The 16,567-nt window shown below is 68.9% G+C and carries 14 protein-coding genes; 10 read left to right on the forward strand and 4 right to left on the reverse strand.

From position 1 onward, the window contains the following. Positions 1-78: 78 nt before the first annotated feature. Positions 79-3,501, reverse strand: a complete 3,423-nt coding sequence (locus tag K8O92_18105) for a protein kinase (protein UAK29905.1) — start codon at positions 3,499-3,501, stop codon at positions 79-81. A gap of 367 nt (positions 3,502-3,868) precedes the next feature. On the opposite strand from K8O92_18105, the gene K8O92_18110 reads away from it, so the two are divergent. Both K8O92_18110 and K8O92_18115 read left to right on the forward strand, forming a co-directional pair. Continuing rightward, the gene (locus K8O92_18110; protein ID UAK29906.1) at positions 3,869-4,249 is read left to right on the forward strand and encodes a DUF1304 domain-containing protein; all 381 of its coding nucleotides are present in this window, start codon (positions 3,869-3,871) and stop codon (positions 4,247-4,249) included. 416 nt (positions 4,250-4,665) lie between these two features. Beyond that, positions 4,666-5,187 (forward strand): DUF4254 domain-containing protein, encoded by a 522-nt coding sequence (locus K8O92_18115; GenBank protein ID UAK29907.1) that lies wholly within the window; start codon positions 4,666-4,668, stop codon positions 5,185-5,187. Positions 5,188-5,382: 195 nt separating this feature from the next. On the opposite strand, the gene K8O92_18120 is transcribed toward K8O92_18115, so the two are convergent. Next, complete coding sequence (locus K8O92_18120; protein ID UAK29908.1) at positions 5,383-5,991, reverse strand: DUF4126 domain-containing protein; 609 nt, start codon at positions 5,989-5,991, stop codon at positions 5,383-5,385. Positions 5,992-6,045: 54 nt separating this feature from the next. Further along, the gene (locus K8O92_18125; protein ID UAK29909.1) at positions 6,046-7,056 is read right to left on the reverse strand and encodes an LLM class flavin-dependent oxidoreductase; all 1,011 of its coding nucleotides are present in this window, start codon (positions 7,054-7,056) and stop codon (positions 6,046-6,048) included. Positions 7,057-7,174: 118 nt separating this feature from the next. Here K8O92_18125 and map point away from each other — a divergent pair, with 118 nt between their 5' ends. The 5 genes from map (at position 7,175) to K8O92_18150 (ending at position 11,002) form a co-directional block, all read left to right on the forward strand. Continuing rightward, a complete protein-coding gene (gene map / locus K8O92_18130) occupies positions 7,175-8,038 on the forward strand; it encodes a type I methionyl aminopeptidase (protein UAK29910.1) in 864 nt (287 codons plus the stop codon). Positions 8,039-8,079: 41 nt separating this feature from the next. Beyond that, on the forward strand, positions 8,080-9,618 hold the full coding sequence (locus tag K8O92_18135; GenBank protein ID UAK35778.1) for a cobyric acid synthase: 1,539 nt from the start codon (positions 8,080-8,082) through the stop codon (positions 9,616-9,618). Positions 9,619-9,745: 127 nt separating this feature from the next. Then, the gene (locus tag K8O92_18140) at positions 9,746-9,994 is read left to right on the forward strand and encodes an AbrB/MazE/SpoVT family DNA-binding domain-containing protein (GenBank protein UAK35779.1); all 249 of its coding nucleotides are present in this window, start codon (positions 9,746-9,748) and stop codon (positions 9,992-9,994) included. After that, positions 9,991-10,383: a type II toxin-antitoxin system VapC family toxin gene (locus K8O92_18145; GenBank protein UAK29911.1), complete on the forward strand. Its 393-nt coding sequence runs from the start codon at positions 9,991-9,993 to the stop codon at positions 10,381-10,383. Before K8O92_18140 ends, K8O92_18145 begins: the two co-directional genes overlap by 4 nt. 55 nt (positions 10,384-10,438) lie before the next feature. Next, positions 10,439-11,002: an alpha/beta hydrolase gene (locus tag K8O92_18150; GenBank protein ID UAK29912.1), complete on the forward strand. Its 564-nt coding sequence runs from the start codon at positions 10,439-10,441 to the stop codon at positions 11,000-11,002. Here K8O92_18150 and K8O92_18155 read toward each other — a convergent pair. Then, positions 10,982-12,052: an alpha/beta hydrolase gene (locus tag K8O92_18155; protein ID UAK29913.1), complete on the reverse strand. Its 1,071-nt coding sequence runs from the start codon at positions 12,050-12,052 to the stop codon at positions 10,982-10,984. The two genes, K8O92_18150 and K8O92_18155, sit on opposite strands and share 21 nt — an antisense overlap. Positions 12,053-12,350: 298 nt before the next feature. On the opposite strand from K8O92_18155, the gene mqo reads away from it, so the two are divergent. The 3 genes from mqo to K8O92_18170 all read left to right on the forward strand — a co-directional run bounded on the left by mqo (position 12,351) and on the right by K8O92_18170 (position 16,500). After that, positions 12,351-13,865, forward strand: coding sequence for a malate dehydrogenase (quinone) (mqo, locus tag K8O92_18160; GenBank protein ID UAK29914.1), 1,515 nt, complete (start codon positions 12,351-12,353; stop codon positions 13,863-13,865). Between the two features lie 19 nt (positions 13,866-13,884). After that, a complete protein-coding gene (locus tag K8O92_18165; protein UAK29915.1) occupies positions 13,885-14,340 on the forward strand; it encodes a GNAT family N-acetyltransferase in 456 nt (151 codons plus the stop codon). Positions 14,341-14,475: 135 nt separating this feature from the next. After that, positions 14,476-16,500, forward strand: coding sequence for a magnesium chelatase subunit D family protein (locus K8O92_18170; protein UAK29916.1), 2,025 nt, complete (start codon positions 14,476-14,478; stop codon positions 16,498-16,500). The last annotated feature ends 67 nt before the right edge of the window (positions 16,501-16,567 follow it).

The following is a 16,567-nucleotide window of genomic DNA, read 5'->3' on the forward strand; positions in this document are numbered from 1 at the left end:
GAATGCCAGGTGACGCGCACCTAGCGGTTCCGGGCCGATGATGTCCGGCGTTCGCCATGGCGCGGCGGGGCGACGCTTTCAGCGGGCCAGCAGCCGGTGCAGGAACGCCGGTGGGACCATCGGACGTTCTTCGTGCCAACGGCCTTCGCGCAGGTCGTAGCTCAGGCTGTGCAACAGCGACATGATCCACGGCCCCTCGTCGAGCAGCGGCCTGACGAGCCCGGCATCGGCGTACCGGATCACTACCGGCACCAATTCGTCCTTGGCCGCTTCGGGCTTTCCAGCGGCCGCGAGGCAGGAGGCGAGCAGCAAGGAGGCCTGTGCGGCAGCCCGTGGACGCCGGGCGGCATCGATGGAATTCCGCAGGTATTGCGCGCGCGCACCAGCGGCGGCGACCCTTTTTGCGGCTCCGGAACGCAGCAGCATCCGGATCGCGGAATCCTCGCGTAGTTCGGCGGCCATCGTGGCGATACCGCCTTCTCCGGCCGGGGGTTCGGTGACGTAGGTGGCGGTCAGGCCGAGCCGGACCTGCTCGTTGGCGATGCGGGTGGCCAGTCGCGGCAGCTTCAGGGCCCGCGCGACCTCGGCGCCGTCGTCCAGTCGCCGCGCCGCGGACGCCAGATCACCGCGCAAAGCCTTGATCCGGGCGCCGGTGGCGTAGTTGGCCATCAGGAAGTCGACGGGGCCGCCCTCGGTGCCGAGCCGGCCGGCCTCGTCCAGCAGGCGCTCGGCCGCCGGGAGCTGGTCGCGTTCGTAGAGCAGCTCGCCGAGCAAAGCGCCTGCCAGACGCGCGGCGTAGGACTGCGGGCCCGAAGAGGTGGTGGCGATCTCGAGCGCGGTCCGGAAACTGCGTTCCGCCGTCGCGATGTCGAGCTGTTCACGCGCCGCGACGCCGACCAGACTGTGGCTGTACATCAAGATGAACGTGCTGCGGTTCTGCCGGTAGAAGGGGGTGGCCCAGTCGTGCCATTCCCGCGCCCGCTCGTAGTCGAACCGGCTGATCGCGGAGAACGCGGCGAGGTTCGCGGCCGCGGCCAGCGCCCACGGACCCAGCGTGTCCGCCCGGCTCAGGCACTTGTCGACTACGGCGTCCACGCCTTCGGGGTGGTCGGCGAACGCGCGTTCCACGCATGCGATGAGGTCGGCTTCGAGCGCGAGATCGGGGTCGGCGGCCGGAGCCTTCTCCAGCGACGCCCGGACCAGCCGTAACGCGGCATGCAGTTCGGTGGGCCTGCGCAGCAGCGCGTTCGTCCAGGCGATGCCGACCTGGAGCCGGGGGCGGTCGGCGGCGGCCGCCGGAGGAAGTTTGGCGACCAGTCCCAGAAACGTCGCGAGCTGGGCTTCCTGCACCAGATCACGAGATTTCGCCTCGAGTATGCCGACGGCCTTCTCATCGTCGTCGGCGGCCAGCGCGTGTTCGATGGCCTCGCTGAGCATCCCGTGGTCGCCGAACCAGGCGGCTGCCGTCCGGTGCAGACCGGGCACTTGCTCGGGGCGGTCGCGTTCGAGTCGCCTGCGCAGGAACTCCGCGAACAGATGGTGGTAGCGGAACCATTCGCCGTCTTCGTCGACGCGGCGCAGGAACAGATTGCGGCGTTCGAGATTCTCCAGGAGGGACTGCCCGTGCGGTCCACCGGTCAGCGCCGCGGCGAGGCTACCGGAGATCCGTTCGGGCAGCGAGGTTTTCAGCAGGGCGTCGAGGAGCTCGGGCTCGACGGTGTCGAGCACGTTCTCGGCCAGGTACTCGGCGATGGCGTGATGGTGCCCGGACAGGTGGGCGATCAGCGAGGCCGGGTCGGGGTGCTCGCGCAGCGACAGCGAGGCCAGTTGCAAGGCCGCCGCCCAGCCCTCGGTGTAGTCGCGCAGCTCGGCGCTCTCGGCGTCGGCCAGGCTCAGGCCGGTCTGCTCGGCGAGGAACGCACGAGCCTCCTCGGCGTCGAAACGCAATGCGGCGGCATCGATCTCCACGAGCTGGTGGCGCACGCGCATGGTGCCCAACGGCAGACTTTCCAGCGATCGGCTGGTCAGGATGATCTGAAGGTGGTGGGGGCCCTGCTCGAGCAGGTAATGCAGCGCATCGACGGCGGCCGGGTCGGTGATCCGATCCCAATCGTCGATCACCAGGGCGAATCGCTCGTCGCGGGCGTGAATCGCGTCGATCAGCGTGGTGAGCACATAACGCGCGGCGGCGTCGTCGCCCTCTTCCAGGACCGCAGCCAGGTCGGGCGCCAGTGCGGGGGTGACGCGGTTGAACGCCTCGATCAGGTGCGTCAGCAACCAGACGACGTTGTTGTCGTCGCGGTCGACGTTCAACCAGGCCACGGCCACGTGCTCGGTCTCGGCGAGATGTTTCGCCCATTGGGCGGCCAGCGTGCTCTTGCCGAACCCGGCGGGGGCATGGATGACGGCCAGGCGCGGTCGCGGCTCGGCTTGCAACGCGTTGATCAGGCGGTCGCGTTGGACCAGCGGCCGAGTGGGCATCGCCGGGCGGAACTTGGTCTCGGGTGTCGGCGGTGTCCTGGGGTGGGGAGTGGGAAAGCGCGGGGTGGCGATCAACGGCCGCGTGCTGAGGTCTCCGGCGGCCGGATGATCGGCGGTGGGGAGGGTCATGTGCTCCACCAGCATGTCGTTGCCGCGCTGGATCTCGCGCAGCATCTCACCGAATGCGGCGGCCGAGGGCGGACGGTCGGCGGGATCGTGCGCCATGCCGGCTTCGACGGCGGCGGCTATGTCGTCGGGGATGCCGTCGAGCCGCAGATCGGGGACCGGGTCGGCGGCGATGCGGAGGAACTGTGCGACGACCTGCTCGCCGGACCGGCGCTCGTACGCCGCGTGACCGGTGATCATGGCGAACAGCGTCGCGCCGAGCCCGTAGACGTCCGAGGCGACCGACGGAACGCCGGAGCGCAGCACCTCCGGCGCGGTGAACGCGGGGGAGCCGGTCACCACGCCCGTGGTGGTCTCGAAACCGCCTTCGACACGGGCGATCCCGAAGTCGGTGAGCTGGGGCTCACCGTAATCGGTGAGCAGGACATTCCCCGGCTTGATGTCGCGATGCAGAATTCCGGCGCGGTGCGCGGTCTCCAGGGCGCCGGCCAATTTGACGGTGATCGCGAGCGCGTCGGGCAACGGCAGGAATCCTTCCCGGCGGATGCGGTTCTCCAACGAACCCTGCGAGTGATACGGCATCACCAGGTAGGGCCGTCCGCTGCGCGTGGTCCCCACTTGCAGGATCGGGACGATGTTCGGGTGCCCGGACAGCGCACCCATCGCCTGCTGCTCGCGCAGGAATCGTTCGACGTTCTCCGGTTCGACATCCGGCCGTGCGGTGAGCACCTTGACCGCGACGCTGCGATTCAGCGCCCGTTGCCGACAGCGGTAGACGACCCCGAACCCGCCCTTGCCGATCAGTTCGGGGTCGTCGAGACCCGCGCCCTCCAGTTCGCGCTCGATACCTGGAGGCCGATCGTGCTGTGTGGCGAACGGGTCCGAACCGGCCATGGCCCTGCTCTGTGTCGGATGTGGTAGTCCTGCGGTAGATACCCAGTTTATGCCTGGCGAACATCGGGTTGGTTATTACGGGTGATATAGAGAGGGAGGTTGGCGCGGGCAAGTGTCGCTGGAACGATGTCGGCGAGCGGTGCCGAGCTCGCGTCGGCAACAGGTATCGCTCGCGATGGTCCCGGGGCTGTGGGGCTCTCGCCGATCGGACCGGGTCGGGCGGCGGCGTGTCGGCGGTGTATTGCGCGACCTGCCATGGCTGTGGCCATAAGATGCCTCGGCACGCCGGAGCCGGCCCGGCCGTCGCGCGGGCCGCACGAGATCCGTTGTCGGCGTCCCCGGTCGGTGCGCTTCGTGAGGAGGTGGAATGCTCTGGGTTGTTCAAGTGCTCGCCGTCGCGGCCGCACTGCTCCATGTCGGCATCTTCATCATGGAGTCTGTTCGGTTCACCGATCCCAAGGTGTACCGGGGGGTCTTCCGGATCTCCGAGGCCGAACTGCCCGCGGCGCGGCCGTGGGCGTTCAATCAAGGCTTCTACAACCTGTTTCTCGCCGTGACGACACTGGTCGGCGTTGCGATCCTGCGGGAGGCGCCGGAGGCGGGATGGGCGCTGGTGGCGGCCGGGTGTGGGTCGATGCTCGCCGCGGCGGTGGTTCTGGTGGCGCATGACCGTCGGTTCGCCAGAGGCGCCATAGTGCAAGGAGTTCTGCCCGCGCTGACCCTACTCACCGCGCTGACCCAGCTCTGAACGCGGCCATGCGGTCGAAGATCGATCGCATCGCCGGTGCGACGCTTCGGGATCGGCACGGCGGCTCGACCGGTGATGCCGACCGCGAAGTATCGCCTCGCGAGGTTCGGCCGAACCGCCCGGATGCCGCCGGAAACCGAAGGTCCGTGGCGATAGGAAAATTCGTACCGACTTTGCGGTATGCGACGGGGGAAATGACCGGAAATCATGGCAAGAGCGGCGGTTGCCGGGCATGCTTTCGAGATAGCCGATCGGTGTGGCGAGGCTCGGCCGATAAGCCGAAAATTGTTGCGGCGAGTGTGCTCTGGGCGTGAAATCGCCGTCAGGAGCCCTTGACCGCAGAAATGCAGACGCAATCTTGCGTTCTTGCATCTGTACGTGCATGATCCAGCTAGCCTAGTTGTGACAACGATCCGATGACCGGGATAACGGAATCGAGAGCCAATTATGTTGGTACAAGAAGCGTTGGTGTCGGGAGAACTCGGAGTGCGGCGGTGAGCGCGCCGACAGTCGGCGTCTTACCGACCGCCCCGCAATTGCTGTGCGCTTTCCAAGGACGTCGTTTCCAAGACCGGGAACTACTACGGTCCGCGCACGCACTCGCCGAGTTGCACCAGCGTCGCGCGCAGGTGGTGGACGCCGCACTCGTCGCCGAAATCGACTGCAGGCGCCGCGAGCTCGTCGACGAGATCAACGACTGGGTCACGCAGGAGATCCCGCAGCATCGCAACGGGTCCTCGCTGCACACCGAAAGTCTCGGTTCCGTAGTGGATCGTATGGCGCGCAGCTGGGTGGACGCGAATCAGGTCATCCACACCGAGGGCGGGCGCAGCGACAATACCCATAAACACTGGTATCAACTCGCCGAACTGGTCGACGGATACACTGATCTGGTAACCGACGTGGCCGGTGGCCGCCGCCGTTTGCCCGAGCAATGAGCTCGAACAACCAGCTCGTCGCGACGGTGGTCTCGTCCGAGTGGTGACGTCCCGGTGCCGAGTCATCCGACCAGTGGCTCCATCCGGGCAACAGCGTCGCCGGCACAGTGACGGCGGGCGCAATGGGGCGCCCCGCCCGGCGTGCCGCGTGGTCGACTGGCGCGGCACGCCCGTAGCGATTCCGCTATGTGGCAATTATTCCGCAACTAGTGTGGGCTGACCTCTGCGTGCCGCCCGGCGGGCACGCCGTTGCTTGCGGAAGCGGCGAATCCGGCTCGCGAAGAAGTACACCAGCGTCACCCCGATGACGAGCAGGACCGCCGCGACCACCGCCGCGGCCACCGGGTGGAAGACGGCGAGGGTGATCACGCCCGCGACGGTCACGTCCTCGGCGGTGCTGACCACGATGTTGCTGGCGGGCTCGGGAGAGGTGTTGACGGCCATCCGCGTTCCCGCCTTCACCAGGTGGCTCACCAGCGCGGCCACACCCCCGACCGCGCCCGCTGCGAGTTCGGGGAGCGATCCGTCCTGCCCGGCCAGCAACGCCGCCACCACGGCCCCCGCGACCGGCCGCACCACCGTGTGCACCGCGTCCCAGAACGAGTCGAGATACGGGATCTTGTCCGCCACGGCCTCGAGCAGGAACAACACCGCGGCCGCGATCAGGACATCGGTGCGCTGCAACGCATCCGGCACCGAATCCGCGAATCCGAAACGGCCGAAGAGTCCGAGGAGCAGGACCACCGCATAGGCGTTCACGCCGCTGGCCCAGCCCGCGGTGAAGATGAGAGGTAGTGCGGACACGCGCCCATGGTAGGGCGATCCACCGACACAGGAGCTGTCGTCCGCGCGACCGGCTCAGCGCACCTGCGGGGCGACCTTCTCACCGAGCAGGTCGATGGTGCGCAGGACCTTTTCGTGCGGCAGAGTGCCGACGCTGGTGTGCAGCATGAAACGGTCCAGCCCCAGCGTGCGGCCGACGGCGGCGATCTTCTCGGCGACGTAGTCGGGTGAGCCGACGAACAGCGAGCCCTCCGGCGAGCGCAATCCGTCGAACTGCGTGCGCGTCATCGGACCCCAGCCGCGCTCGCGTCCGATGACGCTCATCGCCAGCGCGTACGGCTCGTAGAAGTCGGCGACGGCTTGCTCGTCGGTGTCGGCGACGTACCCGTGCGCGTGCACCGCCACCGGCTGCTCGGAATGGCCGCCCTGTTCCAGAGCGCGATGGTAGAGCTCGACCAGAGGCTTGAACCGGGCAGGCTGTCCGCCGATGATCGCGATGGCCAGTGGAAGCCCGAGCAGTCCGGCGCGGATCACCGACTCCGGGCTACCGCCCACCGCGATCCAGACCGGCAGCGGTCGGTGGTCGGTGCGCGGGTACACGACCGCGTCGCGCAGCGGCGGCCGGAACTTGCCGCTCCAGGTCACCGGCTCGTCCTGGCGCAGGCGCAGCAGCAGCGCCAGCTTCTCCTCGAACAGTTCGTCGTAGTCCGCCAGGTCGTAACCGAACAGCGGGAACGACTCGGTGAACGAACCGCGCCCGGCCATCAGCTCGGCGCGGCCGGCGGACAAGCCGTCCAGCGTCGCGAAATCCTGGTACACCCGGACCGGATCGTCGGAGCTCAGCACGCTGACCGCACTGGTCAGCCGGATGCGTTCGGTGCGCGCCGCGATGGCCGCGAGTACCACCGCGGGGGCGGAGGCGGCGAAGTCTCTGCGGTGATGCTCGCCGACGCCGTAGACGTCGAGACCCGCCCGCTCGGTGGTGACGGCTTCCGCGACGACCTGGCGCAGCCGCTCGGCCGCGGTCGGCGCGGGCCGGTCGCCGACGGGATAGAGCTCGGCGAAGGTCGTGAGTCCCAATTCCACGGCACGAGCCTCCTTCCTGACTGGTTTCAATGTCAACCATTTACGAAACGGACCGTGGTCCGAAACTATTCCGCCTGGCTCTCGGCATCGGCGCGGTCGTCCGATTACGCTGTTCGCTATGTCTGTCCGCACTCGCAAGCCGCTCGTTCCCGGCACGTTGTCGCCCACCCGCGAAGTCCCGCGCACCATCGAGCGCCCGGAATACGCGTGGAAGAAGACCGCCAACGAGGGACGCGAGCCGTGGGTGCAGACCGCGGAGACGATCGAGAAGATGCGGATCGCGGGCAAGATCGCCGCGCAGGCGCTGGAAGAGGCGGGTAAGGCGGTCGCCCCCGGCGTCACCACCGACGAGCTCGACCGCATCGCGCACGAGTACATGTGCGACCACGGGGCGTACCCGTCGACCCTGGGGTACAAGGGTTTCCCGAAATCGTGCTGCACCTCGCTGAACGAGGTCATCTGCCACGGCATCCCGGACTCGACCGTGATCGAGGACGGCGACATCGTCAACATCGACGTTACCGCCTACATCGACGGGGTGCACGGCGACACCAACAAGACCTTCCTCGCCGGTGATGTCGAGGAGGAGGTGCGCCTGCTGGTCGAGCGGACCGAAGAGGCCACCATGCGGGCCATCAAGGCGGTACGGCCGGGCCGGGCGCTGAATGTGATCGGCCGCGTCATCGAGTCCTACGCCAATCGTTTCGGCTACGGCGTGGTGCGTGACTTCACCGGCCACGGTGTCGGCCCGACGTTCCACAGCGGTCTGGTCGTGCTGCACTACGACCAGCCCGCGGTGGAGACCATCATCGAACCGGGCATGACGTTCACCATCGAGCCGATGATCAACCTCGGCGGCATCGACTACGAGATCTGGGACGACGGCTGGACCGTGGTCACCAAGGATCGCAAGTGGACCGCGCAGTTCGAGCACACGTTGGTCGTCACCGAGTCGGGGGCCGAGATACTGACCCTCCCGTGACGGACGGCCTGGCCGGTCGCACACCGGAGGATTCGGCCGTGATGAAGGGCGCCCTGCTGGTCGCGGGCACGACCTCGGATGCGGGTAAGAGCGTCGTCGTGGCCGGGATCTGCCGGATGCTGGCTCGGCGCGGCGTGCGCGTCGCGCCGTTCAAGGCGCAGAACATGTCCAACAACTCCGTGGTCACCCTCGACGGCGGGGAGATCGGGCGGGCGCAGGCGTTGCAGGCCCAGGCGTGCGGGTTGGAGCCGAGCGTGCGGTTCAATCCCGTCCTGCTCAAGCCGGGCAGCGACCGGCGGTCCCAACTGGTCGTGCGGGGGCGGGCGATCGGGACCGTCGGGGCTGAGGACTACTTCCGGCATCGCCAGGAGTTGCGCGGCGTAGTGGCCGCCGAACTCGCCGCGCTGCGCGCCGACTTCGACGTGGTCGTCTGTGAGGGCGCCGGATCGCCCGCCGAGATCAACCTGCGCGCGACCGACCTGGCGAACATGGGTCTCGCGCGGGCCGCGGGCCTGCCGGTGCTGCTCGTCGGGGACATCGACCGCGGAGGCGTGCTCGCCCACCTGTTCGGCACCGTCGCCATTCTGGAACCGGAAGACCAGCAATTGATTTCCGGTTTCATCGTCAACAAGTTCCGCGGCGCGGTGGAGCTGCTGCGGCCGGGGCTGGAGCGCCTCACCGAACTCACCGGCCGCCCCACTCTGGGTGTGCTCCCGTATGCCGAGGACCTCTGGATCGACGCGGAGGACTCGCTGGGCACCCTCGCCGACGCGCCGGTCGGCCGTCCCCGTCCGCCGGTGGGCGCGGAATGGCTGACCGTCGCCGCGATCCGGCTCCCGCGCATCTCCAACTCCACCGACGTCGAGGCGCTGGCCTGCGAGCCCGGCGTCGCGGTGCGCTGGGTGAGCGAGCCGTCCCGGCTGGCGGACGCCGATCTGGTGGTGCTGCCCGGCAGCAAGGCGACGGTGTCGGATCTGCGGTGGTTGCGGCGTACCGGCATCGCCGACGCTCTGCGGGCGCGCGCCACGGCGGGCGGACCGATCCTGGGCGTCTGCGGCGGATATCAGATGCTCGGTAGCCGCATTGTCGACCGCGTCGAGTCCGGCGCCGGCGTGGTCGACGGCCTCGGGTTGCTGGATCTGACTGTCGAATTCGCCGAGTCGAAGGTGTTGCGCCGCACCGAAGGGCACGCCGCGGGACTCGTGGTGCGCGGCTACGAAATCCATCACGGCCGTGTCACCCACCGCGGCGACCCGGCGTGGCTCACCGTCGACGGAGAGTCCGAGGGCAGTGTGCGTGGCACGGTGTGGGGCACGCACCTGCACGGACTGCTGGAGTCCGACGAGTTCCGCCGCGGCTGGCTCCGCGCGGTCGCCGCGTCGGCGGGCCGGTCGGGTTTCGTTGTGGCCGAAGATGTCTCGGTCGCGGGAGTGCGTGCCGCACAGCTGGATCTGCTGGCCGACCTGATGGAAGCCCACCTCGACCTCACCGCGCTCGAGCGCCTGCTGGCCGAGGGTGCGCCCGCCGGCCTGCCTGTCCTGGCCACTGAGGCGGTCCTCGCGCGCGACCGTATCGGTTGACGCGAGCCACCCAGCGCCTTACCTTGCAGTAAGGAATTCGGCGCCAGGTAAGATCTGGGCTGATCGAGCACGGTCGGGTGTGAGGACGATGGCGGCGGAGAAGAGGCCGGGCAGCCGAGGGGGCAATGTGGTGTCGGCGACGGTGACCAGTAAGGGGCAGATCACCATCCCGATCGACGTGCGCGTGGCGATGGGCTTGCGCACGGGCGTGCGGGTCGCGTTCGTGCCGACACCGGACGGCACCTACGAATTGGTGCCGGAAACCCGCACGATCAAGGCGCTCAAGGGCATCGTGGGCTGGTCCGGCTCGCCGATCGGCCTGGCCGAGATGAACGAGGCCATCGCGGGCAACGTCGTGGAAGGCAAGGCGCGATGATCGGCTTGGACGCGAATGTGCTGATTCGCTACCTCACCCAGGACGACCCGGAGCAGTCCGCCCGGGCCAATCAGGTGATCGACGGGCTCAGCGAGAGCAAACCCGGTTACGTCACGATGATCGTGCTCGCCGAGATCCACTGGGTGCTGCGCCGCGGGTACAAGCAGGACCCGGAGGCCGTCACCGATGTCCTGCTCGGACTGCTCGACTCCAGCGAAATCGTGGTCGAGCGCGCCGACACCGTGCGTCAGGCGCTGCGCCGGGCCGCCGACGGCGCTGACTTCGCCGACGCGCTGATCCAGCAACTCGGCCAGGAGGCCGGATGCGACCTGACGGTCACCTTCGATCACAACGCGGGTGAGCGGGCCGGGATGCGCCTGCTCGCCTGAACCCGGCCGCCCGACCCACCGCCGCGGTGGCGTGATCCGTGTAGCGTGATTCGGCATGGAATCTCGGCAGATCACGGTCGGTGACCGGGCGTGGACCGTGCGGATCGACGGACCGGAATCCAGGCACAGCGTGCTGCTGCTGCCCGACGCGGGTGACTCGGCGGACGTCTTCGATCAGGTGTGCGCGCGCCTGCACACCTCGGATCTGCGCACCTACGCCGTGGAGTCGATCCACGATCTCGATGCGGCGGGTGTGACCGCGATCCTGAACGAACTGGGGTTGCCGTGGGTCAACCTGGCCGGGCGCGGCGCGGGCGCGGTACTGGCCTGGCAGGCGTGCGCGCGCGGATTCGGCCGCTTCCAGAGTCTGGTAGTGGCCGATCACGGCCACCCGGCAGCACCGGGCGCCGACGGCGCGGTGCGGGACGCGACCATCGGCCCGGTCGAAGTGCCGACCACGCTGTTGGTCACCAAGAATCTCCCGCGCTCGGTGGCCGACAGGTCCGGGCGATTCGTCTACGGCGAGTTCCGGGTGGTCGAGGTCGACGTGACCAACGTGGCCACCGAAGCCGACCACGAGCTGGCCACCGAGATCGTGCTACGCACCAGCCTCTGGTGAGCTCGCGCCCGCCGGGGCCTGGTAGCCCGCGAGCCAATCGAGCCAGCTGTCGAGCTCGGCGAACGCCTGGGCCAGCGGTTCGGGGCCGGACAAGAACACGTCGTGCCTGGCGCCGTCGATCGGCACCATGTTGGTGCGGTCGCCCAGGCAGCCCGACCAGCGCTGGATCTGCTTGACGTCGAGCACGGCGTCGGCCACGTCCACGGCGGGACCGTACTGCCGGGCGAACTTCGTCATCCGAGAGCGCAGAATCAGCGAAGGCACCCCGATGTCGAGGCCCTGGTGCAGCTGGGCGTGGCCGTTGCGGATCGCTCGCAGCCAGCCGAGCCGAACCGGGAAACCCTCCAACGGCTTCCAGTCCAAGTTGTAGTTCCACTCGCCGGACACCGAGTGGTGCAGGCTGTCGCCGTAGGTGCTGATCTTCGCGCCCGGCAACCGGACCATCTTCCGGAACCGCCCGACCGCTTTGATGATCGGCGTGCCGATCGTCCGGTAGTACGCGGGACCCTGCAGGTCGAACCACGGGCTGTTGAGCACGACGCCGGTGATGCCCGCGGCCGCCGTGCCCCGGGCACGGTTGAGCCGATCCAGCCACAGCGACACGACCAGACCGCCGGTGGAGTGAGCGTTGAGCACTACGGGCGCGCCGGTCTCGGCCCGGATGATCCGCAGCGACTCCGCGAGCTCGCGGTCGTAGAAAGCGAGATCCGTCACATAGTGCGGGGTGTGTCCCTCGCGCAGCGAGCGACCACACTTACGCAGGTCGAGCGCGTAGAACTGGAAGCCTCGCGCGGTGAAGTGCTCGGCGAGATGCTCTTGGAAGAAGTAATCGGTGAAGCCATGGACGTAGAGCACCGCCCCAGCGGTCTGCTCGACGGCGCCATTGGGCACGTAACGCACCAGCGTGGCGACCACCTCGCCTTCGCCGTCGGGATCGGGCCCCAGGGGCAGCGTGCGCTGCTGGTAGTGCGGGCCTAGGACGTCGGGGCGCCAGCCCCCGCCATCCGGAGAGGTGCTGACCGGCTCGGCAAGCGACTGTTCGTTCGTCACGCGACCAATCTATTGGACGCTGTCAACCGCTCACAGGCCACGACCGTCTCCCCGCCGCCGAAGTGACGACGATCTCTGTCGCATTCGGCACATTCCTCGGGCTCGCTACCGGGCCGCAGCGTGGTGAGGTGCACAATTGGGCTTAGGTGAACGGCGGGTAACCTAATTCCCGCCATGCCGTTCGGGGCCGGTGGACGCCGGAACCGAGCCACAACCACACCGTGCCCAGGCTGGTCCACCCGCCGGTGGACCCGCGCAGAAGGACAAGGAAGTCGATCTACCCGTGCCGAACGCTGCCATGACTGAAAAGACCGATGTAGTACTCATCGGTGCCGGAATCATGAGTGCCACTCTCGGCGCGCTGCTGCGGCAGCTGCAGCCGGACTGGTCGATCTCCCTGTTCGAGCGGCTCGACGCCGCCGCCGCGGAGAGCAGCGATCCGTGGAACAACGCGGGCACCGGGCACTCCGCCCTCTGCGAACTGAACTACAGCCCGCAGCAGCCCGACGGCTCGGTGGACATCACCAAGGCCGTCGACATCAACGAGCGCTTCCAGGTCTCCCGCCAGTTCTGGTCCTACGGCGTGGAGAACGGCATCCTCGCCGATCCATCCGCCTTCATCAACCCGATCCCGCACGTCAGCTTCGTGCACGGCGCCGACAACGTGGACTACCTGCGCAAGCGGTACGAAGCGCTGGCCCCGCACCCGCTGTTCGAGGGCATGGAGTACATCGACAGCCCCGACGAGTTCACCCGGCGCCTGCCGCTGATGGCGCGTGGGCGCGACTTCTCCGACCCGATCGCGCTGAACTGGACCGACGGCGGCACCGACATCGATTTCGGCGCGCTCACCCAGGAACTGCTGGCCTATCTCGGCGCCTCCGGCGTGGACTTGGCCTTCGGGCACGAGGTGCGCGACCTGTCCAAGCAGTCCGACGGATCCTGGCTGATCACCGTGCGCAACGTCCGCACCCGCCAAACCCGCAGGCTGATCAGCAAATTCGTGTTCGTCGGCGCGGGCGGCGGCGCGCTGCCGCTGCTGCAGAAGGCGAACATCAAGGAGGCCAAGGGATTCGGCGGGTTCCCGGTCAGCGGTCAGTTCTTCCGCTGCGTCAACCCGGCGCTGATCCACCAGCACGAGGCCAAGGTGTACGGCAAGGCCGCGGTCGGCGCTCCGCCGATGTCGGTGCCGCACCTGGACACGCGCGTGATCAAGGGCAAGCCCGGCCTGCTGTTCGGCCCGTACGCCGGCTGGACGCCGAAATTTCTCAAGGACGGCAAGAACACCGACCTGTTCAAGTCGGTGCGGCCGAACAACATCTTCTCGCTGCTCGGCGTCGGCGTCACCGAGCTCGGTCTCACCAAGTACCTGATCAGCGAGCTGCTGAAGTCCGAGACCGGCAAGGTGACCACGCTGTCGGAGTTCATCCCGCGGGCCGCGGGCAAGGACTGGGAGCTGATCACCGCGGGCCAGCGCGTGCAGGTGATCCGCCGCAAGGGCGTGGGCGGCGTGCTCGAGTTCGGCACCGCCGTGATCGCCGCCCAGGACGGCACGATCGCCGGGCTGCTCGGCGCCTCCCCGGGCGCCTCCACCTGCGTCACCGCCATGCTGGACGTCTTGCAGCGCTGCTTCCCGCAGGAGTACGCCGAGTGGACGCCGAAGCTGAAGGAGATGGTGCCTTCGCTGGGCGTGAAGCTCTCCGACAACCCCGCTCTGTTCCACGAAGTGTGGGATTGGACCTCCAAAGCGCTCAACCTCGTCGACGGCGGTGACAACACGCCTCGGCACACAGGGGTCGCGGCGAACGCCTGAGTTGTGATAGCAAGGCGCGATGATGTCAACGGTTGCTCTGAAACGCTCCTGGGCGCAGGATCTCGATACCGCGACGCTCTACCAGCTGTTGAAACTTCGCGTCGAAGTCTTCGTCGTCGAACAGAAGTGCGCCTATCCCGAACTGGACGGCAAGGACCTGCTTCCCGAGACCAGGCACTTCTGGCTCGACGACGAGGGTGAGGTCATCGCCACGCTGCGGCTGTGTGAGGAGCACCGGGACGGGGTGAAGAGCTTCCGCATCGGCAGGCTCTGCACCGCGGCGCCCGCCCGTGGGCACGGATACACCACGCGACTGCTGCAGGCGGCGCTGGCCGAGGCCGGTTCGGCCACGGTCCGGCTGAGCGCCCAGAGCTACCTGATCGACCTGTACACCAAGCACGGCTTCAAGGTCGACGGGCCGGAATTCGAAGAGGACGGCATCCCCCATGTGCCCATGCGCAGGGGCGGGGAGTGATTGTCGTCCCACCGCCGTTCGCACCCGCTCCGGGCATCTCCGGGGCGGGTGCGGCGTTTTCGGCGGCCTGTCCGCATCGGTTCTGAATCGAAGGGCACTGGCGGACGGGTGAGGCGGCGCGCTTAGAGTTGGGGCGTGTCCGTGTCCCATGCCGAAACAGTGCCGACGTCCGACCAGCACAGCCGCACGCGTTCCGGAGCGGACGGTGAGGTGGGATTCCCCTTCTCGGCGGTGGTCGGGCAGGAACGGCTGCAACTGGCGTTGATCCTCTGCGCGGTGCATCCGGGGATCGGCGGCGTCCTCGTGCGCGGCGAGAAGGGCACCGCGAAGTCGACCGTGGTGCGCGCGCTGGCCCAGCTGCTGCCGCCGGTGGTGGACGAGACCGGGGCGCGGCCCGCCCGGCTGGTGGAGTTGCCGGTGGGCGCGACCGAGGATCGCGTGGTCGGCTCGCTGGACCTGGAACGGGTGCTGCGCGACGGGGAGCAGGCCTTCCGTCCCGGTCTGCTGGCCGCCGCCCATCACGGGGTGCTCTACGTGGACGAGGTCAACCTGCTGCACGACCATCTGGTGGACGTGCTGCTGGACGCCGCGGCGATGGGCCGGGTGCACATCGAACGCGACGGCGTCTCACACTCGCATCCGGCGCGTTTCGTGCTGGTCGGCACCATGAACCCGGAGGAAGGCGAACTGCGTCCGCAGCTGCTGGACCGGTTCGGGCTGACCGTCGACGTGGTCGCCTCGCGGGATGTGGACGTGCGCATGGCCGTGGTGCGCCGCAGGCTGGACTACGAGGCCGACCCGGCCGGTTTCGCGGCCCGGTACGCCGAGGCCGACCACGAGGTGGCCGAAAGAATCCTCGCCGCCCGCGACCGGGTGGGCGCAGTGACGCTCGACGACGTGGAACTGCGCCGGATCGCCGCGCTGTGCGCCGCGTTCGACGTCGACGGGATGCGCGCCGATCTGGTCGTCGCACGCGCCGCGACCGCGCATGCCGCCTGGCGCGGCGCCGACGCGGTGACCGAGGACGACGTACGGGTGGCCGCCGAACTGGCGTTGCCGCACCGGCGCAGGCGCGATCCGTTCGACGAGCCCGGCATCAGCGAGCAGCAGCTGGACGACGCCATGCGTGACGCCGCGGCGCAGGCGCAGCGCGCCGAGCAGACGGCCGAGCCGGACCGGACGCCCCAGGATGCCGGGGAGCCGGACGGCGCGACAGCCGACGACGCGGATTCGGGCGGCACTTCCGGCGACGACCCGGACGGTGGCCCCGAAGACCCGTCCCCGCCCGAGGGGCCGGGCGGAGGAGCGCGTGAAGGACGCAGCGGCGCACCGGTTTCCGCCGCCGCGCGGACACCACGGTGGGAGGTTCCCGGCGTCGGCGAAGGCGCTCCCGGGCGCCGCTCCCGCGCGGAATCGCGGCACGGGCGAGTGGTGCGCTCCAGAGCCGATACCTCTTCGGGCCTGCATCTGCTCGGCACTGTCTTCGCGGCCGCGCCGCATCAACGTTCCCGTGGCCGCGGCGACGGGCCGTTGCGGCTGGCCGCCGCCGATCTGCGTGGCGCGTATCGGGAAGGGCGAGAAGGCAACCTGGTCGTCTTCGTGGTCGACGCGTCCGGTTCCATGGCCGCCCGCGACCGGCTGTCGGCCGTCACCGGCGCGGTGGTCACCCTGCTGCGGGACGCCTACCAGCGCCGCGACAAGGTCGCCGTCGTCACCGTGCGCGGCGCGCAGGCCGAACTCGTGCTGCCGCCCACGTCGTCGGTCGACATCGCGGTGCGCCGGTTGTCCGGGATGCGCACGGGCGGGAAGACGCCGTTGGCCGCGGGCTTGGTCAAGGCACGCGAGGTCGTGCTGCGCGAGCGTGTGCGCGATCCGCGCCGCAGGCCGATGCTGGTGCTGCTCACCGACGGTCGCGCCACCGGCGGCGTCGATCCGGTTCCCCGCGCCCGAGCCGCCGCGGCATTGCTCGCCAGGGACGCGGTCACCTCGATCGTGGTCGACTGCGAACGCGGCATGATCCGCCTCGGCCTTGCCGCGGATCTGGCCCGTGACCTGCGGGGAAACTATCTGAAGCTGGCCGAGCTCACCGGCGATTCGGTCGCGGACCTCGTCCGGGCGAGTTCCTGGTCCCCGAGCGGTACCTCGGTGCGGGCGGCTTGAGCAACCGGGAGAGTCGCCGTCGAACGGCGCGCGCCGCTCGGCTTCTCGCCGGGGACTGCGCGATCCG

Origin of the sequence: Nocardia asteroides (assembly GCA_019930625.1) — a bacterium.
GTDB lineage: Bacteria > Actinomycetota > Actinomycetes > Mycobacteriales > Mycobacteriaceae > Nocardia > Nocardia sputi.